This is a genomic window from Paracoccaceae bacterium Fryx2 (assembly GCA_032334235.1).
GTDB lineage: Bacteria > Pseudomonadota > Alphaproteobacteria > Rhodobacterales > Rhodobacteraceae > JAVSGI01.
Genome location: JAVSGI010000005.1, coordinates 2,771,029 through 2,792,893, shown reverse-complemented (window position 1 = coordinate 2,792,893; position 21,865 = coordinate 2,771,029). Strand labels below are relative to the sequence as shown.

The window sequence follows — 21,865 nt, the reverse complement described above, 5'->3', positions numbered from 1 at the left end:
TGTGTAAGCGGTGTCTGGAAGGCACTGGGGTTTCAGCTTGACGGCTGGAAGTTCCAGGGAAGCAACTCGTCGATGCGGTGTTGCGGATGTCCGGCCGCGATGGCTTCGAGCGTAGCCCTGAGATAGGCGAACGGTTCGACATTGTTGATCTTGGCGGTCTCGATCAGGGATGCGATGCGGCCCCATGCCTTGCCACCCTCGTCATGACCGGCGAACAACGCGTTCTTTCTGTTTAGAGCAATTGGTCTGACCAAATTCTCGACCTTGTTGGAGTCGATCTCGACGCGGCCGTCCGTCAGGAATGTTTGAAGGCCGTCCCAGTGGCGGTGGATGTAGGCGAGCTTCTCCCCGAGGCGTGATTTGGCCGAGATGCGCAGGCGTTGCGCTTGCAGCCAAGTGCCGAAGGCTTCGACCAGAGGGGCGGATCGGGCCCGTCGGGCCGAGAGGCGCTGGCCCGGGGACGTGCCGCGGATATCTTTCTCGACGGCATAGATTTCGGCAATCCGGCGCAGACCCTCGGCTGCGATTTCCGAGCCATCGCGGTCGAAGACTTCGTTGAGTTTGCGGCGGGCGTGCGCCCAGCAATGCGCGACAATGATCGGATGGCCGTTCTTGCGGTCCGGCCGCGTCAGCCGATTGTAGCCCTGATAGCCATCGAGTTGCAGTGTGCCGTTGAACCCGGCCAGGAATTTCTCGGCATTCTCCCCGCGGCGATCGGGAGCATAGAAATAGACGACCCCGGGGGGATCATCGCCGCCCCATGACCGATCATCGCGGGCAAGCGCCCATAGAAAGCCGGTTTTCGTGCGCCCACGGCCCGGATCGAGGACCGGCGCCGTGGTTTCGTCCATGAACAGCTTCGTGGACGCCTTCAGGTGCTCGGCCAGCCTGTCCACGACGGGGCCAAGGTGGAAAGCCGCCACACCAACCCAATCCGCCAGCGTGGAACGGTGGATGTCGATGCCAGAGCGGGCCAGGATCTGGCTCTGACGATATAACGGAAGATGGTCCGCGTATTTGCTGACCAGCACATGTGCGATGGCGCCTTCGGTGGGCAGCCCGCCCTCGATCAGCCACGCGGGCGTCGGTGCTTGTGTGACCCCGTCGGTGCAGGTGCGACAGGCGTATTTGGGGCGGACCGTCACGATCACACGGCACTGCGTGTAGCGCGTCAACCATCTTGTCCCTTGCCGACAACCACCTTGTCCGGTTTTTGAGCCGCCGGGTTGGCGTATCTGGAATTGTTTTTCGCTCAGCCTTCTCCTTTGTCCTGGTTGTCGGCGATGGTTGTCGCTGGCGGTCTGCTCGCGCCTCCTTGTTGGAGGCGGCCGCGCGCTGGCGGAAGCTTTCGGTATTCATCTCCAGGATCGTCGCGTGATGAACCAGCCGGTCGATGGCGGTGACGGCTTAGGCTCAAGTTGCAAGTGCAACACCGCCGCCCTTTTGGGCATAGGATGTTGCGATGGACAGACGAAGCAAGCACCTCAGCAGCGAGGAACGTGGCGTGATACTCGCCGAACATAACCGGGGCAGCAGCCAGCAGGCGATCGGGATGCTTCTTGACCGGTCGGCGAGCACGATTTGCCGGGAACTGGTGCGGGGTCGTCAGGACGATGGCACCTATTGCCCTCAATTGGCGCGGCTGGTTTACGACGTTCGCCGGACGCGATGTCGGCGCGCTCGCAAGCTGATCGAAGGCGACGCGACCCATCGCTTCGTGCACAGCCATCTTGTTCATCGGCGCTGGTCTCCCGAGCAGATTGCGCACAGACTGCGGCTCATGCATCCCGATGACCCTGCTGCCCGCGTCAGCCACGAGACCATCTACGCCGCGATCTATGCCCAGCCGCGTGGCGGCCTGAAGGCGGCAATGATCGAGGCGCTGCGCCAGGCAAAACCTGTGCGCGGGCGGCGGCGCACGACGCTGGCGGGAAGCGCCATGGTCCCGGAAACATTGCGGATTATCAACCGACCTGAGGAAATCGAGGCGCGGCTGGTACCCGGCCACTGGGAAGGTGACTTGATCAAGGGCGCCTTCAATCGTTCCTCGGTGGGCACTTTGGTTGAGCGCAAGACCCGCTTCGTCGTTCTATGCAAAATGAATGGAAATGGGGCCGAGGCGGTTCTCGACAGCTTCACCCGGCAGATGAAGCGGCTGCCAGCAGCGCTTCGCAAAAGCATGACTTATGATCGTGGGTCGGAAATGGCCTGCCACCCGGAACTTGCCCGCCGACTGAAGATCGATATCTGGTTCTGCGATCCGCATGCCCCCTGGCAGCGCGGCAGCAACGAGAACACCAACGGCCTCTTGCGCCAGTTCATGCCCAAAGGCACCGATCTCAGCGATGCCAGCCAAACCTGGCTCAACGACGTCGCAGCCCTGATGAACAACCGCCCCAGAAAAACCCTCGGTTGGAAAACACCCGCCGAAGCCATGGCCGAAGAAATGGCCGCCTTCAATGAAGCCGTTGCACTTGCAATTTGAATCCGCCCGGTCATGGCCTTGTCGGGGAAGATCTGGTCCCAGCCGCTGAAGGGCTGGTTGGCGGCGATGGCGATGCTGCGGTATTCGTAGCGCCGGGCGATCAGCTCGAAGAGCACGCCTGTCTCGGCCTGATCCTTGTGGGCGTAGGTGATGTCGTCGAGGATGATCAGGTCGAACTTGTCGAGCTTGGCGAGCGCGGCTTCGAGCACCAGATCGCGGCGGGCGGCCTGAAGTCGCTGCACCAGATCGCTGGTGCGGGTATAGAACACGCGGTGTCCCCGCTCGATCAGGGCATGGCCTATCGCGCAGAGAATGTGCGTTTTGCCCGTGCCGGAATTGCCGATGGCGATCAGATTGCCGCCACCCTCCAGCCAGTCGCCGGCCGCCAGAGCTTCCACCCGGGCGCGCGGCAGGGTTGGCAGCGCCTTGAAGTCGAAGGTCGCCAGCGTCTTGCCAGCCGGTAGCTGTGCCTCGTTCATGTGGCGCTGAATGCGGCGCATGTCGCGCTCAGCCAGTTCGTATTCCGCAAGGACGGCCAGGAAGCGGGCGGCAGGCCAGCCTTCGGTGTCGGCACGGGTGGCGATGTCGGCCCAAAGCTTGTGGAAGCTGGGCAGGCGCAGCGCGGTCAGCATGCTGGGCAGCGTGTGGATGTCGATCTCGCGGGAGGTCATGCGCAGGCTCCCAGAAGGGCATCGAAGCTGTCGAGCGAGGGATGGGCGACGGCGACATCTGTCGGCAGCGCCGTTTGCTTGGGGCTCAGGCGGAGCGTCAGCAGGTCAGGGTCCGGCACCCGGCCGGCGTCGAGATCGTCCGCCAGGAGATGTGCCAGTTCCGCCTCGCAGGCCCGGTCGTGGGCGATGAACAGCAGGTCGACCATCCGGCGGCAGGCGTCGCGGCGGGGCAGATCGCGCTGCAGCACCTTCCAGGCCTCAGCGTATTCGGTTCGCGGGAACAGGCTGTCGCGGTAGATCGAACTCCACAGGGCCTGCGGCTTGCGCCGCAGGGCATGGATGACGTCGAACCGGAGGTTCGCCTCCGGCGAAACGTGGTAGTTGATGACATGCACGCGATGGCCATCGCCGCGACCACGCGCCCTTGTATGGCTAACGACCAGAGTGCTGCCGAGAAAGGCCTCGAGGCGATCGTCGTAGAGGTGGACCCGCAAGCGCTGCCCGATCAGCTGCGACGGGGCGCTGTAGAAGATGCTCTTGACCAGAAAGCCGCCGGTGCGGGTGACTGGCACGACCGTCTCGGGGAAGTCGGTTTCGCCGGAGGCGAACCTCCGGTTCGACGGTGCGCCGGGGCGGCAGGGGCTTCAGATGCGCCTGTTCCGCCTGAATGGCCGCCGCCCGCTGCCGGTTGCGCCGCGCCACCACAATGTCGACGAAACGCCGGTAGTCCTCGATGCTGGCGAAGTCGCGGCTGCCGCGCAGGATCAGCGCCTGTTCGATGGCTTTCTTGAGGTGACGGTTCTGTGAGCTACCCCCCGAAAATCGGACAGTGACGGAAGCTACGATCTGAGGTCTGCTGATCCCCAGGACGAGGAGATCAGAACATGTCGAAACGCAGGAACCATGACGCAGCGTTCAAGGCGCGTGTTGCGTTGGAGGCGCTGAAGGGCGAGCGCACGGTGTCGGAATTGGCGGCCGCTTACGAGGGCCATCCGACGATGATCCATCAATGGAAGAAGGCCCTGCTGGAAGGTGCCGCTGGCATTTTCGAGCGTGGCGGTCAGGCTGCGGCCACTGCCGAGATTGCCGAGGAAACGGTCCGTGATCTGCATGCAAAGATCGGAAAGCTGGCGGTCGCCAACGATTTTTTGTCACGAAAGCTCAAGCCCTGGACCGGGAAGTGAGGCGTGACATGATTGAAAGAACCCATCCCAAGCTATCGGTCGGGGCGCAGTGCCAGTTGCTCTCGATCTCGCGGTCGTCGTTCTAATACACGCCGCAGGGTGAGACGGCGATGAACCTTGACCTCATGTTGCTGGTCGACAAGCAGTTCCTGGACACGCCGTTCTATGGTGTCCGACAGATGACGTGGCATTTGCAGAATGAAGGCCATGCCGTGAACGAAAAGCGCATCCGGCGGCTGATGCGCCTTATGCGGTTGATGCCGATCTACCAGAAACCCAACACCAGCAAGCCTGCGAAGGGGCACAAGACCTATCCATATCTGCTGGGCGGGCTGCGGATCGACAGGCCCAACCAGGTCTGGTGTGCCGACATCACCTATTTGCCGATGCGGAAAGGCTTTCTGTATCTGGTCGCCATCATGGACTGGTTTACCCGGAAGGTGCTGGCCTGGCGCATCTGCAACACGCTGGAGGCTGAGTTCTGCGTCGCGGCGCTGAACGAGGCGATCCACAAGTTCGGCGCGCCCGAGATCATGAACACGGATCAGGGATCGCAGTTCACGTCCTTCGACTGGACTGACCGGCTGAAGCGGGCAAAGACCAAGATCTCGATGGACGGTAAAGCCCGGTATCTGGACAACATCTTCATCGAGCGCCTTTGGCGGTCCCTGAAGTATGAATGCGTCTATCTGCACGCCTGGGAAGCCGGGTCACAGGCCCGGGCTGGCGTCGGACGCTGGATCACTTTTTACAATCACCAGCGGCCCCATGCCGCCCATGGCGGTCAACCGCCCGCCGTGGTCTACTTCAACGCAACCCAAACCGATCAGCAGGTGCAGGCAGTAGCTTAAGGGCACCTCGAAAAATTGCCCTGCCCCTGCCGGTGCGGTATAATGCCGGAGGCGTTCCGCAGGGTTGGGTATGATGATGGCGCAGATGGGTTTCTTTGATCTTTCAGATCGCTACGCGAGCCTGGATGCCAATAGGGACCCATTGGTCGAGATCGACGCTGTCGTGCCGTGGGAGCAGTTCCGCCCGACGTTGGAGCGGGTTTGGCGCAAGCCGGATGCGGAACGTAAGTCACGCGCCGGGCGCAAGCCTTGGGATGTAGTCGTGATGTTCAAGACGCTGGTTCTGAGCGCGCTCTACAACCTGTCCGACGACCAGATCGAATATCAGGTGCGCGACCGGCTGGCGTTCATGCGGTTCCTTGGCCTTGGGCTGGAGGACCGCGTTCCCGACGCCAAGACCGTCTGGCTCTATCGCGAGGCGCTGGCGCGGGCGGGCATGGTGGAAGCGTTGTTCAAGCAATTCGACGGCCATCTGGCTCGGCAGGTTCAAGCTTCTTTTCGTTCATCACCATGATCGAGACTTCTTTCATGGCCGGTTCCTCCTGATCCTGTCTGGATCACTGTGGCACATAAGTGCCGTCAGGAGGGGCTACCCAACCCATCATCAAAGCCCTACAGCATGGCAACGGAAAGGGGCGGCCTAGTCGAGGGGATTGATCACCCGGTGCAGGAAGTCCTGGGTCCGGGCTTCCTTCGGCGCGCGCAGGATCTCCTCGGGCGGGCCCTGCTCGACGATCCGGCCGCCTTCCAGAAACAGCACCCGATCCGCCACCTCCCGCGCAAATCCCATCTCGTGCGTCACCACAACCATGGTCATCCCCTCCAGAGCGACATCGCGCATGACCTTCAGCACTTCGCCCACCAGTTCGGGATCGAGCGCCGAGGTAGGCTCGTCGAACAGGATCGCCTCGGGCTGCATCGCCAGCGCGCGGGCGATGGCCACGCGCTGCTGCTGGCCGCCGGACAGCTTGTCGGGATAGGTGTCCAGCTTCGCCTCGAGGCCGACCTTGGTCAGGTATTCCGCGGCCAGATTGCGCGCCTCGCTGCGGCGCATGTGCTTCACATGGACCGGCCCCTCCATCACGTTCTCAAGCACGGTGCGGTGCGGGAACAAGTTGAACCGCTGGAACACCATCGACACCTTCTGGCGGATGCCGATGATCGACCTGTCCGCAGGATCGACGAGATCGCCGTCGATCCTTATCTCGCCCATCTGATGGGTCTCCAGCCCGTTGATGCAGCGCAGGATGGTCGACTTGCCCGAACCGGACGGACCGATAATGCAGACCACCTCGCCCATCTTCACGTCGAAGCTCACCCCCTTGATGACCTCGATGATGCCGTATGACTTGTGGATGTCCTGAACGGTGATCATGCTTTCCTGTATCTCTTCTCGAGCCAGCGGGCGAAGAAGGTGAGAGGCAGCGCCATCGCCAGATAGATCAGCGCGACCAAGGTGAAGACCGTCATGTTGTCGAAGGTCGAGGCGGCGATCAGTTGGCCCTGACGCGTCAGCTCCGCCACCGTGATCGTCGAGACGAGGGAGGAGTCCTTCAGCATCATGATCATGGTATTGCCGAAGGGCGGCAGCGAGATCTTGAACGCCTGGGGCAGGATGACCCGCCGCATCACGAGGGCATCGTTCATCCCGATCGACTGCGCCGCCTCGATCTGGCCCTTGTCGACCGCCTCGATCCCGGCGCGGAAGTTTTCGGCCTGATAGGCGGAGTAGGCCACGCCGATGCCGATGATCCCGGCCTGCAGCGCGGTCAGGTTGATGCCGATCCCGGGAAGCACGAAGTAGATGTAGAAAAGCTGCACGATGATCGGGATGCCGCGGATCACGGTGATGAAGGTGGTGCTGATGCCGCGCAGGATCGCGCTTTTCGACCGGCTGAGCAAGGCCCAGAACAGCCCCAGAACCGTGCTGAGGAGCAGCGACAGGACCGTGACGAGCAGGGTCAGCCAGACGCCCTCCATCAGCACCGGCAGATAGGATTCAGCTCTGGTGAAAAAGTCGATCATGGCAGCTCCGGTCAGGTCGGCGGGCGGCACCGGGATGCCGCCCCGTGTCGCTTATTCGATGCCCCATTTCTTCACGATCTCGTCCAGCATGCCGGACTCCTTCACCTTCGCCAGACCGCTGTTGATCTTCGCCAGAAGCTCCGGATCGTCCTGACGCACGGCGATGGCGACATCGCCCATGATCGTCGATTCATACTCGGGCACCAGCCGCACCTCTGCCGACGCGCCCTTGGAGAGCTGGTAGGCGACGATCGGCCGGTCGCCGAACCCGCCGTCGATCCGGCCGAGCGAGACGTCGCGCATGATGTCGGCGATGGTGTCGTAGACCCTCACTTCGGAGAAGAAGCCGGTCTCCTGCAGCGGGGTGACATAGGCCGTGCCCACCTGAACCCCGACGGTCTTGCCCTTCAGGTCCTCGAGGCCCTTGTAGGCCGTCTCGTCGGAGGCCGCGACGAACAGGCCCTCGCCGTAGGAATAGACGGTGTCGCTGAAGGCCACCACCTTGGCACGCTCTTCGGTCGCATACATCGCGGCGGCGATGATATCGATCTTGTTGCTGGTCAGCGACGGGATCAGCGCGCTCCACTGCGTCGCCATCACCTCCGGGGTGAAGCCTTCGGCCTCGCCCACGGCTTCGATGATGTCCACCATCACGCCGTCGATCTGGTTGGTGGCCACATCAAGGAAGGTGAAGGGCACGCCCGAGGGCGTGGAGCCGACGGCATAGGTGGTCTGGCCCATGGCCGCGCTTCCAAGCATCGTGGCCAGGATCGCAGGCGCCAAGCTGCGCTTCATCAACAGGACGAGTTTCATGCTTTCCGTGCCCTTTTCTGCTACGACAGCGGCCGCGAGGCCGCGATGATTTCAGGTGATCCGGTGTAGTAAAAATGAAATGTCAGATCATGTATTTCACTTTGGTAGAAGATAATGCAGGATGTCAACGAAATGATCGAAGGTTGGCGAGAATGAGCGAAACGGCCACGGAGAGCGATGCATCCCTGATCGGTGCCCGGATGCGCCGCCGGCGACAGGTACGCGGCCTCTCGCTGAAGGACGTCTCGGCCCGGGCCGAAGTCTCCATCGGGCTGCTCAGCCAGATCGAGCGCGGCATCACGATGCCGTCTGTCCGCTCGCTCGGCGCGATCTGCCAGGCGCTGGAGATGCCCGTCAGCTGGCTCTTCGAGCAGAACACCCGCGACCACGATCCGGTCGTGGTCCGCACCCACCAGCGCCGCATCCTCGATCTCGGGGCCAAGGGAATGCGCAAGGAGCTGATGACCCCCGACGAGGTCACCGGCATCCAGATGATGCGGCTGGTGATCCGGCCCGGAGGCTCCACCGGGGAGACGCCTTACCACCACGAGACCGGGGCGAAATGCGGAACGGTGCTGTCCGGCGTTCTGGGGCTCGAGGTGGACGGCGCACTCTTCGAGATCGCCGAGGGCGACTCCTTTGCCTTCCCGGCAACGGCGCTGATCCGGTTCTGGTGTGTGGGCAGCATCGATACCGTTGCCTTGTGGGTCGTGACCCCGGCCGTCTATTGATCGCGAAGGAAGCAGGATGATCGAGAACGAAAAGCCCTATATCGCCCAGTCCCTTTGGACGGCGACCGCCAACCTGGCCCCGGCCTGCCCTGCTCTGACGGGTGCCCAGGAGACGGAGGTCGCGGTGATCGGCGGCGGGTTCACCGGCCTCTCGGCGGCGCTACATCTGGCCGAGGCCGGCGTTGCCGTCACCCTGCTGGAGGCGGAGATGCCCGGCTGGGGCGCTTCGGGGCGCAACGGCGGTCAGGTGAACCCCGGCCTGAAGGAAGACCCGGATGCCATCGATGCGAAGTTCGGCGCCGATCTGGGCGGTCGCATGGTGCGGCTGTCGGGCGGCGCGGGGGATTTCGTCTTCGACCTGATCCGGCGGCTAGGGATCGACTGCGCCGCACAGCAGCCGGGATGGATCCAGCCGGTCCACAACGACGAGGCGCTGGCCACGGTCAGCAGGCGTGTCTCGCAATGGCAGCGGCGCGGCGCTCCCCTGCGACTGCTCTCAAAGCGCGAGACCGCAGACCTTGTCGGCACCGACGCCTATCTCGGCGGGATGATCGACCCGCGCGGCGGCAACCTGCATCCGCTGAACTACGCGCTCGGCCTTGCCTGGGCAGCCAAGAAGGCCGGGGCGCAGCTGCATGGTCATAGCCCCGCGCTCCGCATGCAGCAGGTGGACGCGACCCATGTGATCCACACCCCGAACGGCAGGCTGAGCGCCAAGACGGTGCTGGTCTGCACCAACGGCTATTCCGGCCCCTTCGCCCCCCGGATCGCCCGCAGTCTCGTGCCGATCCGTTCGGTGCAGGTGGCCACCGCCCCACTCAGCGACAACATTCGCAAGTCAATCCTGCCCGGCGGTCATTCGGCCTCCGACAGCCGTCGGCTCCTGCTCTACTTCCGTCTCGACCCTCAGGGGCGTTTCGTCATGGGCGGGCGCGGCGACTACACCGAGGGCGGGACGGAAAAACAGTTCTCGCTGCTCCGGGAAGCGAGCCGGCGGCTGTTCCCGCAGCTCTCCGAGGCGGAATGGACCTTCAAATGGGGCGGGTTCGTTGCGATGACCGCGGACCACTACCCCCATCTCATGCGTATCGGGGACGGGGTCTGGGGGGCGGCCGGCTACAATGGCCGGGGCGTCGCCATGGCCTCCGTGCTGGGCAAGCTGCTGGCGGACCTGGCCCAGGGCGTTCCCGAGGCTGGCGTGGACTTCCCGGTCTCGCCCGTCAGGGAGATCCCATTCCATTTCCTGCGCAAGCCCGTGGTGGCCGCGACAGTTGCTTGGTCTCGCTGGCGGGACGGCTGACTGTTCCCCGCCAACCGGCCCGAGGGTCAGGTCCCATACAGGGCAGGCTTCGGATCTGCCCTGCGGGGGACCTGATCGGCCATCAGGACGGCGACGAAGCGGGTCGAGTCGAAGCTGGACAGCAGATGGCCAGCATGGAGTTCAGCGGAATGGCGAGAATGGCGCCGGGGATGGCCTGCGGCAGCACCCAGTCCCTGAACGAGGCACCATTGTGCAGGGCACCAGGTTTGCGCACCAGAACAGGCACATAGTGCCACGGATCATAGACCATCTGACCCCGACCAAAGGCGCGGGGATGTTCTGCGACCACCACCCCATCCTGCCGGATGACGATCCGGTCGGCATAGGCAACCGAGACCGCCACAGACAGGCGCTGACCGTTCACCAGCGTGATGTCCACCATCCGGGGCGAACCCTGTGCTGGGACTGACGCCGGGGCGGCCGGAACCACGGGGGCCTCAGGACCAGGCGCGATCAGGGGGATGAACCGCGGGCGCGACCCGGCTCCCGTCAACTGCCCTTCACGATACTGGCGGCGCCAACGCACCAGCAGCGTGCGGCCAATACCATGCCGACGGGCCGTCTCGGCAACGCCCCCGCGGGCGCCGAAACTCTCCTCGACAATGCGAACTTTTTCATCATCCGCCCAACGCCGGCGTCGGCCGGTTTCGGTCACGGAAAGGATCTCGACTTCGGGTCTGTATCTGTGCTCGGACATAGAGCCGGATTTACGCCGCCATTATCAGGGCAAAAAGGCGGCTCTCGGCGAAGGGTTACGACTCGCCTCCAGATCAACCCTTGGGAAACCGGCGAAATCGATGGGGCGGAGACGGCGCATACTGCCGATCGGGCGGTCACGTCATCAACGCCCCTCCGGACGATGCGGGTGTCAACCATCGGTCCGGCATAAACGCCACGATTGGGATCTTGCGGGCCGGGTTCGTCCGCGACGCCGGGGATCCTTCGGGCAGAATCTTATCGAACAGCTCAACGGCGGCGGAGACAGCAGCCGCCTGCTACGTGGCGAGTCGGCGAGACGACGGTGGTTGGTGGTGTCGCGGGAGTGGTGGAAATTTGAAGGCGGCGTAATCTCCGGGTGAACTGAAACCCACCCAGCCGGCGGCGCCAACCGCCAGGGAGATCACGCCATGAACGACATTACCGACAGCTCGGCCTTTTCGCTACTGCCCGACACGACCGGGTATGACCCGATCGAGGAGCGCCTGCGGGCAAGCGTCCGCGCGACCATCGAGACCATGTTTGAAGAGGAACTGGCCGAGTTTCTCGGCCGCATGCGCTACGGTCGCGGCGACGAGAAGGCGAAGGGCTATCGCCACGGGCACCGCGAGCGGCAGCTGACCGGCACCTTCGGCACCGAAACGGTGCGCGTGCCCCGCGCCCGGGTCGAGGACGAGGACGGCAAGGCTAAGGAATGGCGCTCGAAGGCGCTGCCGCGCTACCAGCGGCTGACGAAGAAGGCCGAGGCGCTGATCGCGGCGGTCTATCTTGCCGGGACCAACACCCGGCGCGTCAAGCGGGCGCTGTTCGGGCTGTTCGAGGGCGCCGTCAGCAAGGATGTGGTCAGCCGGGCCTGGCGCAAGGTGAAGGTGGATTGGGATGCCTGGTCGGCCCGCAGCCTGGCCGACGAGGACATCGTCCGGCTGATCCTCGACGGCACCGTGATCCGGACCCGGCTGGACCGCAAGGCCACCAACATCTCGGTGCTGGCGGCGATCGGCATCCGCCGCGACGGGCAGAAGGTATTGTTATCCATCAAGAACATGGGCGGAGAGAGCACATCTGCCTGGCGCCAGTTCCTCGACGACCTTGATGCCCGCGGTCTGAAGCGGCCCGAATTCGTCATCGTCGATGGCGCTCCCGGGCTTGAAGCCGCTCTGGTCGCGCTCTGGGGCGAGGCTCTGCCGATCCGGCGCTGCACGGTCCACAAGCACCGAAACCTGCTGGCGCACGCGCCCAGGCACCTGCACGACGAGCTGACCGAGGACTACCGCGACATGATCTGCGCCGACACCGCCGCCGGGATCGAGACCCGCCGCAAGGCATTCCTGCGCAAGTGGCAGCTCAAGTGCAAGGCCGTTGCCGACAGCCTTGAAGAAGCAGGGGACCGGCTCTTCAGCTTCACCCGCCTCGATCCCTCGCAATGGAAGTCGGCCCGGACCACCAACGCCATCGAACGGCTGAACGAGGAGTTCCGTCGCCGCGTCAAGACCCAGACCGTGCTGCCCTGCGCCGAAGGATGTCGCCCTCCCAATAACCCTCGAGGGGATCGGCCACCGTGCGCCCGTGAACAATCTTGCGGTTCGAGGGCAGCGTCGGATTGGCATCGAACCGTCGGGCCGTGCGCTCACTGAACCCGGCGCGGGCGGCCGACGTGCGCTGACTGTGATATCGGAGGTCGGACATGTATAATCTCAATTGCTGGTCGGTGATGGGTTTGTAGGCCAACCCGGATCCTCCGTTTGACGGCAGAGGAACCCGGCTTACCAACCCGCAGCGACCAGCACCTTCCCCGAAATCAATCAGGCCGGTGGGGCTGCCCTCCAGACGGGCATGCCCGTCTTCCGTTCAGCCCCACCGGCCAAGGTGGTTGTCGGCACCGGCCAAGATGGTTGTCGCTGAACATGCGCAAGGTCGACGGCTGGGAGACGCTTTCCCAGCCCCTCGACCCGATACCTCTTGACGCAGCCGCCTGAGAAACCGAACCTTCACATGCCCGGACCACACCGCCAGGGAATTTCCACAGCATTCGCGACACGACCAGGTGCAGGCCGTAGCTTAACTCAGCCGGAAATCTGTCCAAGAGTCGGGGAGTATCTCAGACAAGGAGAGCGCCGCTATCCCAGCCGCATCAACAGCGCCGCTGTCAACTTGGCACGTTCGGGCAAACTGGACACCTCGATATATTCGCTCAGCGTATGCAGTCCCTTGCCGCGCACTCCGATGGAATCGAGCGTGGGGATGCCCAGGAAGCCGGTGAAATTGCCATCCGACCCACCGCCCGAGCTGGCACCCGTCAGCTCAAAGCCCAGTTCGGTGCAGATGTCCCTGGCGACGTCGAACATTGCCATCGTGCCGGGCTGGTCCGGCTCCCATACTGGCCGGGTCACGCCGCGAGTCACTTCAAAACTGACGCCGTTTTCTTCGCCTTGCATGGCCATCATCGCGGCGACACCGCGATCAAGGTCCTCTTGCGTCTTGGCCATGGTCAGGGCCTGCGCGTCGCAGCTTGAGGACACGCAGTTCACCCATTGCCCCGCATGGATCACCCCGACCGAGAAGGTGCAATCGTCACTGGTCATCGCCTCGATCTGCAGGATTTTTTTCGCCATGGCCGCAATCGCGGACCGGCCGTCGGCCAGTGCCCATCCGGCATGGCTGGGACGGCCCAAAGTCCGCAGGTTGAACCGGGCAATCGCATAGCGGCCGATCACGGCACCGCCATCTTGTTTGGCAGGTTCCGGGATCAGGACGTATTTGTTTTTGGCGGCCTCGGATTCGATCAGGTCACGGGTGGAAGGGGTTCCGACCTCCTCGTCCGGGGTAAAGAGCACCGTGACCGGAAGGCGTGTCTGCAATCCCGCATTCGCCAGCGCTTTGATCGCCTCAAGGCTGACGAAGTTGCCGCCCTTCATGTCCATGATACCCGGGCCATAGCAGATGTCCCCCTCCCGTCTGAAGGGCAGTTTTTCCAGCGTGCCCATGGGATGAACCGTGTCCATATGGCCCGCGATCAGGATGCCGGGCTTGCCAAAATCGGGATGCGGGAAGCGTGCGCGCACGGAGCCACCAAAGCCCATGCGACCGGGAATGCTTTCGACCACGGCACCGGCCATGGTCAGGTCGTAAGCGGCGAGGTCCATCATTCGGTTGACGGCATCCGCGTCATAGGTCGGGCTTTCGCATTCGATCCACGGGCGCAGGCGTTCGACCATGTCATCGGCATCAAAGGTCAGATCAAGCGGGTTCATGCGGCAGCCTCCACCAGGGTTTCGGGCGGGGACAGGCGGCGTTCCACCACCCGCGCCATGATCGAGGCCCCGACGGGCAGCAGCTCGGTTCCCAGAACGAAACCAGGATTGTGCAGCGGCACATTGCCGGTGTGCCCCACGCGGCAGTAGGCACCGGGCACGACCTTGAGCATGTCGGCAAAATCCTCAGACCCGGTGGCGGGTTCGTCGTTGCGGCTGATCATCTCTTCGCCGACGATGTCGCGGGCGGCGTCCATGTAGGCATCCGAGAGATCGTTGTCGTTCATCAGCACATCAAAGACGTTCCGCAGATCGACCTTGATCTCGGCCCCGAAGGCGGCACCGAAACCGGCGCAGATTTCCTTCATCCGGGTTTCCGCGATGGCATACACCTCGTCCTTGAAATAGCGGATCGTGCCGCACAGATGCGCGACTTCCGGCACCACGTTATAGGCGCTGCCTGCGTGGATCTGCGTCACCGACAGCACGCAGGTATCCAAGGGGGCCACGTTGCGGCTGACGATGGTTTGAAGCTGCCCGACAAGCGCCGAGGCGATGACGAGCGCATCGCGCGACTGCTGCGGCATCGCGGCGTGGCTGCCCTTGCCCGTCACGGTGATGTCGAAGAATGCGGCCCCCGCCATCGCGGCCCCCTTGCAGATGCCCACGGTGCCCGGCTCACCATTGGGCGAGTTGTGCATCCCATAGATTTCGTCGCAGGGGAAACGCTTGAACAGGCCATCGGCCAGCATCCCGCGCGCGCCGCCCAACCCTTCTTCGGCGGGTTGGAAGATCATCACGGCGGTGCCATCGAAATTGCGCGTGGCCGCCAGATGCTTGGCCGCGCCCAGCAGCATGGTCGTGTGGCTGTCATGGCCGCAGGCGTGCATCTTTCCGGTATTTTTCGAGGAGTATGGCAGGTTCGTCTGCTCGTGGATCGGCAGGGCGTCCATATCGGCGCGCACCCCCACACGCTTGCCGCCCGCGTTCTTGCCGCCGCGCCCATAGATCAGGCCGACCACCCCGGTGATGCCGAGCCCGGTATGGACCTCATCCACACCAAAGCTGCGCAGCTTTTCGGCCACGATCGCCGCGGTGCGCTGCTCTTCCAGCCCGATTTCGGGATGGGCGTGCAGGTCCTTGAAGATCGCGAGCAGCTCTTCCGTGCTGGCATCGATCACGGGCAGAATATTCATGTCTTTCTCCTCGGTCGTCTGGTGTCGGGCGGGATCAGGCAGCGCCCGCTTCCCGAAAGTTGGCAAAATCCCAGGCGCGGCCCGGCGCCGCCTCGATCAGGGATATCGTGTACTCGTGTTGCGGGTTGGCCAGAACGGCGGCGGCGGGCCCTTGTTCGACCACGACGCCGCGCTGCATCACCAGGACATCGTCGCAGATCTGGGCAGCGACCCGCAGGTCATGGGTGATGAAGACGATGGTAATGCCCAGCTTTTCTTGAAGGTCATTGAGCAGGTCCAGAACTTGCGCCTGCACCGACACATCGAGCGCCGAAACAGCCTCGTCGGCAACCAGCACGTCGGGCTGCATCATCACCGCGCGCGCAATCGCGATCCTTTGGCGCTGCCCACCGGAAAACTGGTGCGGATAGCGGTCGAGGCTGTCGCGCGGCAGGCCCACGATGTCCATCAGTTCGGCGGCCCGCGCCATGGCCTGTGCCCGTGCTGTGCCATAGTTCACCGGGCCCTCGATCAGGCTGCGTCCCACCGTCCAGCGTGGGTTGAGCGATCGGAACGGGTCCTGAAACACCACCTGCAAGTAGCGCCGATGCGGTTTCAGCTGCGCGCGTGACAGATGGGCGATATCGGTGTCGCGCAGCCGGATCGCCCCCGCCGTGGGCGCGATCAACCGCATGATGCACCGCGCCACCGTGGATTTGCCCGAGCCGGATTCCCCCACGATCCCCAGCGTGCGACCGCGAGCGACCGTGAAGGTCACATCCTTGGCCGCATGGGTGCCGGCGCGCCGGACAAAGACTCCGCCGCCGCCATAGATCATGTACAGGTTGTTCACCTCCAGCACCGGATCTCCGCCGGGGGCAGCGCGTGGCGCGCGCGGGATCAGGCTGGGCACCGCGCGCAGCAGTTTCTGCGTATAGTCTTCCCGGGGCGCGCGCAGCAGGGTTTCAATCGGCGCATGTTCCACCAGATCTCCCGATTTCATCACATAGACGGTATCGGCGATCTCGGCCACGACGCCCATGTCATGCGTGATGAAAAGAACCGCCGTGCCGTGCTTTTCCTGCAATTCGGCAATCAGCGACAGGATCTGCTGCTGCGTGGTTACGTCCAGCGCCGTGGTCGGCTCATCGGCGATCAGCAGTTCCGGCTCCAACACCAGCGCCATGGCGATCATGATCCGCTGGCGCTGCCCACCTGACAGTTGATGCGGATAGCTGCGGTGGATGCGGTCCACATCGGGCAGATGCACCTGTTGCATGATGTCGATCACACGAGCGCGGCGTTCTGTGGCTGAAAGGCTGGTGTGACTTTCCAGAACCTCTTCGATCTGGTCACCGACGCGCATCACCGGGTTGAGGGCGGTCATCGGTTCCTGAAAGATCATCGCCACGCGGCGTGCGCGGATGTCCTGCATCGCAGAGGGCGACTGCGTCAGCAGATCGGTGTCCGACAGGGTGATCTTGCCACCCGTCACGAACAGCGCGCCCTTGGGAAGAAGCCCCATTATCGCCAGCGAGGTCACGGATTTTCCAGAGCCGGATTCACCCACGAGACAGACGGTTTCCCCCTGACGGATTGTCAGGTTGATCCGGTTCAGGACTGGGGGTGCCTTGGCGGCGGCGGGCAGGCTGACGGTCAGGTCTTCCACCGTCAGGATCGTCCTTGCATCGTCGAAATTGCGTGTCTTGAACAGCATCGCCCTATTCCCCGCGTTTCTTGAGGCGCGGGTCCAGCATGTCGCGCGCGGTATCGCCCAGCAGGTTGATCGACAGGATGCACAGCGACAGCATCAGCCCCGGCCAGAGCAGAAGTTCAGGCTTGATGCGGAAAAACTGCCGCCCTTCCGCCATGATATTCCCCCAGGTCGGGATCTCGGTCGATACCCCGGCGCCAAGGAAGGACAGGATCGCCTCGGTCAGGATGGCAGAGGCAAGGATATAGGTGCCCTGCACGATCAGCGGTGCCATGGTGTTGGGCATCAGATGCTGGAACAGGATCTTGGGCATCGAGGATCCGAGTGCCACTGCCGCCTCGACATAGGGCTCCTCGCGCGCAGTCAGCACGACCGAACGGACCAGCCGCACCACTCGGGGGATTTCAGGAATGGTGATCGCCATGATCACCGATGTGATTGAGGGACCGTTCAGCGCCACCAGCGCAATCGCCAGAAGGATCGACGGAATCGCCATCAGGCTGTCCATCACGCGCATGATAATCATGTCGGCCAGCCGGAAGAACCCGGCGACCAGACCGATGCACAGACCGACGAGGACCGATACCACGGCAGCCCCGATCCCGATCAGCAACGACACCCGCCCGCCGATCAGCACGCGGGAATAGATGTCACGCCCGAAGGGGTCAGTGCCCAGCAGGTTCGCGTCGCTGGGGCCTTGCAGGCGGTTCATCGGGTTCATTTCCAGCGGGTCGAAGGGCGCGATCCAGGGCGACAGCAGGGTAACGATCACGATCAGGACCAATACAGCGGCGGCAATCAGCGGCCCTGCCCCCAGCCTGGCCAGCGAGGGGATAGAGAAAAGCCGCAGCACGGATTGCAGGGCCGAGGAGGGGGGCGCGTAGTTGGACATCAGTAGCGGATCCTCGGGTCAAAAATCGTGTAAGAGATGTCGATGATCAGGTTCACCACAACATAGGTGGCGCTTGTCAGAAGGATCATCGCCTGAATCACCGGATAGTCGCGCGCCAGAATGGCATCGACGGTCAGGCGGCCGATGCCGGGAATGTTGAACACGCTTTCCGTGACCACCACACCCGAGATCAGCAGCGCGAAGCCGGTTCCGATCACCGTCAGGATCGGCACGGCGGCATTGCGCAGCGCATGGCGGAACAGCACGCGGCTTTCCTTGACGCCTTTGGCGCGGGCGGTGCGGATGTAGTCCTCACCCAGAACTTCAAGCATCGAAGCCCGCGTCATCCGCGCGATGAGTGCGATGTAGATCGTGGCCAGCGTCAGGGCGGGCAGGATTGCGCGATAGAGGAATGCGCCAAGGCCGTCTTTCGTGGGCGAGGCATAACCCTGCACCGGCAACCAGCCCAGATTGATCGAGAAGACAAGGATGAACAGGTAGCCGATCACGAAAACCGGCACCGAAAATCCCAGCACGGAAAAGCTCATCACCGCGTAATCGACCCAGGACCGATGGCGCCAGGCCGCAAGCACCCCCATCGGCACGGCGATGATCACGGCAATCACGATGGTCAGCAACGCAAGGTTGATCGTCGGAAACACCCGCTGGCCGACCATGGTCAGAACGGGGGTTCCGGAAATCAGCGAGGTGCCCAGATCGCCCTGCAACAGCCGTCCCATCCAGGTGATGAACTGGGTGTGGATCGGCTGATTGAGCCCCATCGCCTCACGAATACGTTCAAGCTGTTCGGGCGTTGCCATGTCGCCAGCGATGATCGCGGCCGGGTCGCCAGGCGTCAGTCGCAGCAGCAGGAAAACGAAGATGGCGACGATCAGCATGACAGGGAAAATCGCCAGAACTCGTCGAATGATATAGCCCAGCATCGGCAGGTGGCCCTTTCGGCGGCGGGAAGAAATGTTCCGGTCCCCGAAAGGCGGCGCAGGGCCGGTCTTTCGGGGAACGGTCCCGGCGCGCGGACAGCGCGCCGGGACGCTCAGGGCGCGATCAGTCCTCTTTCTTGACGTTCCAGAACACCGGCACCGGCGACGGCAGCATGTCGACGATATTCGCACGGCGCGCCTGCGGCAGGGCATACTGACCCACGGGGATATAAAGGACCTGCTCCAGGGTGTGGGCCTGAATGGCGACGGCGATCTTCTGCTGCGCCTCAGGGCTGGACGCGGCGATGAACTGCGCCTTGAGATCTTCGATGACCGCATCTTCCGGCCAACCGAACCATGCCGAGTCACCGCGCCCGTTCAGCATCGGCGAAACCAGCGGGCTGGATATTTCGGGCACCACCCAGTTGGTGAAGAACAGGTTCCAGCCACCATCGGCGGGGGCGTTCTGGCTCGCGCGGCGGGTCACAAGCGTCTGCCAGTCCATCGGCTGCATATCGACGGTGAAGCCCGCGTTCCGCAGCGCCTGCGAAGCCACGACCGGCTGTGCCACCAGGGACACCACATCGGTGGGGGCCATGATCACGATTGGCGTGCCGTCATAGCCGGCTTCGGCCAGGAGGGCCTTGGCCCCCGCCAGATCACCGCCCGAGGTCAAGCTCTCGGCCCCGGTCTCATCCGCCAGCGCGGTGCCGCAGCCAAAGATCGCACCACAGATATCATAGTAGTCCGGGTTGCCCACCAGAGCGGCCATGATCGCCTGTTGATCCAGCGCCTTCATCGCTGCCTGACGCACCTTCAGGTTGTCGAAGGGCGGATGCTTGAAGTTCATCCGGCCCATCGTCTGATAGCCCAGCGGTTCGCGCTTTTCATGCACGATGTCCGGGTCACCTTCCAAAAGCGGCAGCAGATCGACCTGCACGGATTCGATATAGTCGATCTCGTTGGCCATCAGCGCGTTGATCGCAGTGGATGCGTCAGCCATCGTCGACCAAACGACCTTGTCCACATGAACGACCTTGCCGCCCGCCAGATTGTCGGCCGGCTCGGACCGGGGAACATACTCCTCGTTCTTGATATAGGTCACGCTGACGCCGGGCTGGAACTCGGCCTCGACAAAACGGAACGGGCCGGAGCCCACGTGTTCGGTGATCGCGGTGTCCGCCGGGGTGGCCGCAATCCGCGCGGGCATGATGAAGGGTGGCAGGGCCGACTGCTTGCCCAGTGTGTCCAGCATGGGCGCGAAGGGCTCGGTCAGGGTCCAGACCAGCGTCTTGGCATCGGTCGCGGTCAGGCTTTCGGTGCGGTCCATGATGATCTGGCCGCCCGAATCCTTTTGAGCCCACCGCTTGAGCGAGGCTTCGGCATCCGCCATCGTGACCGGCGTGCCATCATGGAACATCAGACCATCGCGCAGGGTGAAGGTATAGACCTTGCCATCATCCGATATGGTCCAGTCAGCCATCTGCGGCTGCGGTGTGAAAGTGCCGTCCACGGCCACGAGCACGTCGTAGATCATATAGGGGGCACCTCTATAAATTGCCCCATCCCCCGCACTTCGGTATGGTGAGACAGTGAACTGGCATTGGGGATGCAACGATGGCGCAGATGGGTTTTTTCGATCTTTCGGACCGTTACGCGAGCCTCGATGCCAAAAGGGATCCGCTGGTCGAAATTGATGCCGTCGTGCCGTGGGAGGAGTTTCGTCCGGCTCTTGAGCGGGTCTGGCGCAAGCCTGTTGCGGATCGCAAGTCCCGCGCGGGGCGCAAGCCGATAGATGCGGTGCTGATGTTCAAGACGCTGGTTCTGAGCGCGCTTTACAACCTGTCGGATGATCAGATCGAATATCAGGTCCGCGACCGGCTTTCCTTTATGCGCTTCCTGGGGTTGGGCCTTGGTGACCGGGTGCCCGACGCCAAGACGGTGTGGCTGTATCGCGATGCGCTGGCGCAGGCCGGAAGGTGGAGGAGTTGTTCGGGTTGTTTGACGGTCATTTGGCGCGGCGGGGCTACATTGCGCGCGGCGGTCAGATCCTGGACGCCTCCATCGTGCCGGTGCCGCGCAATCACAACACGCGCGATGAAAACGCAACGATCAAGAAGGGCGAGGTCCCCGAGGATTGGGCTGATAAGCCAGCGAAACGGGTGCAAAAGGATGTGGACGCACGTTGGACGAAAAAGCACGGCAAGAGCCACTACGGCTACAAGAACCATGTGAATGTGGACCGCACGCATAAGCTGGTCCGGCGCTACCACGTCACCGACGCCGCTGTGCATGACAGCCAGGCAGTGGATCATCTGCTGATGCAGGGCAACACCGGGTCTGGCGTGTGGGCGGATGCTGCTTATCGGTCCGAGGAGATGGAGGCCAAACTCCGCGCCTTAAAACTGAAAAGCCACATCCACCGCAAGGGCAATCGGGGCAAGCCGCTGACCGACCAGGCCAAGGGCAGCAACCGCACCAAATCCACCGTGCGGGTCCGGGTTGAGCACATCTTCGGCGCGCAGGCCAACGACATGGGCGGCACCCTGGTGCGCACCATCGGCTTGGTGCGGGCGAAGGCCAAAGTCGGCATGAAGAATCTCGCCTACAACATGCGCCGCCTCGGCCAACTGGGTCGCATCAACCCGCACCCAGCCTGAAAACGGTCGGCCAAGGACGCAGATCGCCCCGCGCATCGCTAAAAACGGCCCTGAACCGAAGGTCCGCGAGGCGAAATGGGCGGCAGATCATAAAAACCAAGGCAACAATCGGTCAGCTGAAGGTCGCTGCCGCGCTTCGGGCAGAACCTGCTATGCCGTTGCCGCGAAAACAGTCAAAAATCGAGGTGCCCTAGGAGTGGTTGCGGGTGATATGGGCCGTCGTGATGACCGGGTCCAGAACGCGCAGGCCAGAATGCATCACGGCCGTGATCGTCGTCTCGGACCAGGCGGCGCTGGCGCCGACCATCGCGGTCGAGGCGAGCAACGTCCCTGCCATGAGGCTGCGCACACGCGCGGCGCCTTTTGAATGAAAACTTTGTGCTGTCATTGTCTTCTCTCTCTGCTGTTGGTCGCGGGGTGTGCCTCGGTCTCCG

General features: G+C 63.3%; 15 protein-coding genes and 8 pseudogenes. 8 read left to right on the top strand and 15 right to left on the bottom strand.

Annotated elements, in window-relative coordinates; genetic code table 11:
- Positions 1–32: 32 nt before the first annotated feature.
- Positions 33–1,160, bottom strand: a pseudogene (locus tag RNZ50_22675) (IS66 family transposase).
- 302 nt (positions 1,161–1,462) lie between these two features.
- Between RNZ50_22675 and RNZ50_22670 the strand changes: the two are divergent.
- Positions 1,463–2,485 carry an IS30 family transposase gene (locus RNZ50_22670; protein MDT8857783.1) on the top strand — a complete coding sequence of 341 codons (1,023 nt, stop codon included), beginning with the start codon at positions 1,463–1,465 and terminating at the stop codon, positions 2,483–2,485.
- Positions 2,486–2,502: 17 nt separating this feature from the next.
- On the opposite strand, the pseudogene istB reads toward RNZ50_22670, so the two are convergent.
- Positions 2,503–3,117, bottom strand: a pseudogene (istB, locus tag RNZ50_22665) (IS21-like element helper ATPase IstB).
- Between the two features lie 35 nt (positions 3,118–3,152).
- Complete coding sequence (locus tag RNZ50_22660; GenBank protein MDT8857782.1) at positions 3,153–3,728, bottom strand: hypothetical protein; 576 nt, start codon at positions 3,726–3,728, stop codon at positions 3,153–3,155.
- Between the two features lie 76 nt (positions 3,729–3,804).
- Between RNZ50_22660 and RNZ50_22655 the strand changes: the two genes are divergently transcribed.
- From RNZ50_22655 to RNZ50_22645, 3 genes and pseudogenes are all read left to right on the top strand, one after another.
- Positions 3,805–3,963, top strand: coding sequence for a hypothetical protein (locus tag RNZ50_22655; GenBank protein MDT8857781.1), 159 nt, complete (start codon positions 3,805–3,807; stop codon positions 3,961–3,963).
- A gap of 77 nt (positions 3,964–4,040) precedes the next feature.
- Positions 4,041–5,191: pseudogene (locus tag RNZ50_22650) on the top strand (IS3 family transposase).
- 76 nt (positions 5,192–5,267) lie between these two features.
- A pseudogene (locus tag RNZ50_22645) lies at positions 5,268–5,675 on the top strand (transposase).
- Between the two features lie 156 nt (positions 5,676–5,831).
- Here RNZ50_22645 and RNZ50_22640 read toward each other — a convergent pair.
- The 3 genes from RNZ50_22640 to RNZ50_22630 are packed head-to-tail and all read right to left on the bottom strand — an operon-like array spanning position 5,832 to position 8,029.
- A complete protein-coding gene (locus RNZ50_22640) occupies positions 5,832–6,566 on the bottom strand; it encodes an amino acid ABC transporter ATP-binding protein (GenBank protein MDT8857780.1) in 735 nt (244 codons plus the stop codon).
- Positions 6,563–7,216, bottom strand: coding sequence for an amino acid ABC transporter permease (locus tag RNZ50_22635; protein MDT8857779.1), 654 nt, complete (start codon positions 7,214–7,216; stop codon positions 6,563–6,565). The genes RNZ50_22640 and RNZ50_22635 overlap by 4 nt, the downstream gene beginning before the upstream one ends.
- Before the next feature lie 51 nt (positions 7,217–7,267).
- Positions 7,268–8,029 carry an ABC transporter substrate-binding protein gene (locus RNZ50_22630; protein MDT8857778.1) on the bottom strand — a complete coding sequence of 254 codons (762 nt, stop codon included), beginning with the start codon at positions 8,027–8,029 and terminating at the stop codon, positions 7,268–7,270.
- Positions 8,030–8,181: 152 nt separating this feature from the next.
- Between RNZ50_22630 and RNZ50_22625 the strand changes: the two genes are divergently transcribed.
- Entirely contained in the window at positions 8,182–8,760 is a 579-nt protein-coding gene (locus RNZ50_22625; GenBank protein MDT8857777.1) for a helix-turn-helix domain-containing protein, read from the top strand.
- Between the two features lie 16 nt (positions 8,761–8,776).
- Positions 8,777–10,060, top strand: a complete 1,284-nt coding sequence (locus RNZ50_22620; GenBank protein ID MDT8857776.1) for an FAD-binding oxidoreductase — start codon at positions 8,777–8,779, stop codon at positions 10,058–10,060.
- 172 nt (positions 10,061–10,232) lie between these two features.
- Here the strand turns inward: RNZ50_22620 and RNZ50_22615 are convergent.
- Together RNZ50_22615 and RNZ50_22610 are read right to left on the bottom strand one after the other, a co-directional pair.
- Positions 10,233–10,409 (bottom strand): annotated as a pseudogene (locus RNZ50_22615) (IS21 family transposase).
- A 162-nt stretch (positions 10,410–10,571) separates the two neighbouring features.
- Positions 10,572–10,778: pseudogene (locus RNZ50_22610) on the bottom strand (transposase).
- Between the two features lie 430 nt (positions 10,779–11,208).
- On the opposite strand from RNZ50_22610, the pseudogene RNZ50_22605 reads away from it, so the two are divergent.
- Positions 11,209–12,315: pseudogene (locus tag RNZ50_22605) on the top strand (IS256 family transposase).
- 600 nt (positions 12,316–12,915) lie between these two features.
- Here the strand turns inward: RNZ50_22605 and RNZ50_22600 are convergent.
- From RNZ50_22600 to RNZ50_22575, 6 genes are all read right to left on the bottom strand, one after another.
- The gene (locus tag RNZ50_22600) at positions 12,916–14,049 is read right to left on the bottom strand and encodes a M20/M25/M40 family metallo-hydrolase (GenBank protein ID MDT8857775.1); all 1,134 of its coding nucleotides are present in this window, start codon (positions 14,047–14,049) and stop codon (positions 12,916–12,918) included.
- Positions 14,046–15,245: a M20 aminoacylase family protein gene (locus RNZ50_22595; GenBank protein MDT8857774.1), complete on the bottom strand. Its 1,200-nt coding sequence runs from the start codon at positions 15,243–15,245 to the stop codon at positions 14,046–14,048. Before RNZ50_22595 ends, RNZ50_22600 begins: the two co-directional genes overlap by 4 nt.
- Before the next feature lie 34 nt (positions 15,246–15,279).
- A complete protein-coding gene (locus RNZ50_22590) occupies positions 15,280–16,941 on the bottom strand; it encodes an ABC transporter ATP-binding protein (protein MDT8857773.1) in 1,662 nt (553 codons plus the stop codon).
- 4 nt (positions 16,942–16,945) lie between these two features.
- Positions 16,946–17,830: an ABC transporter permease gene (locus RNZ50_22585; GenBank protein ID MDT8857772.1), complete on the bottom strand. Its 885-nt coding sequence runs from the start codon at positions 17,828–17,830 to the stop codon at positions 16,946–16,948.
- Positions 17,830–18,774, bottom strand: coding sequence for an ABC transporter permease (locus RNZ50_22580; GenBank protein MDT8857771.1), 945 nt, complete (start codon positions 18,772–18,774; stop codon positions 17,830–17,832). The genes RNZ50_22585 and RNZ50_22580 overlap by 1 nt, the downstream gene beginning before the upstream one ends.
- Positions 18,775–18,895: 121 nt before the next feature.
- Positions 18,896–20,308, bottom strand: a complete 1,413-nt coding sequence (locus RNZ50_22575; protein MDT8857770.1) for an ABC transporter substrate-binding protein — start codon at positions 20,306–20,308, stop codon at positions 18,896–18,898.
- A gap of 80 nt (positions 20,309–20,388) precedes the next feature.
- Between RNZ50_22575 and RNZ50_22570 the strand changes: the two are divergent.
- Positions 20,389–21,431, top strand: a pseudogene (locus RNZ50_22570) (IS5 family transposase).
- Between the two features lie 190 nt (positions 21,432–21,621).
- Here the strand turns inward: RNZ50_22570 and RNZ50_22565 are convergent.
- On the bottom strand, positions 21,622–21,768 hold the full coding sequence (locus RNZ50_22565; protein MDT8857769.1) for a hypothetical protein: 147 nt from the start codon (positions 21,766–21,768) through the stop codon (positions 21,622–21,624).
- Between the last annotated feature and the right edge of the window lie 97 nt (positions 21,769–21,865).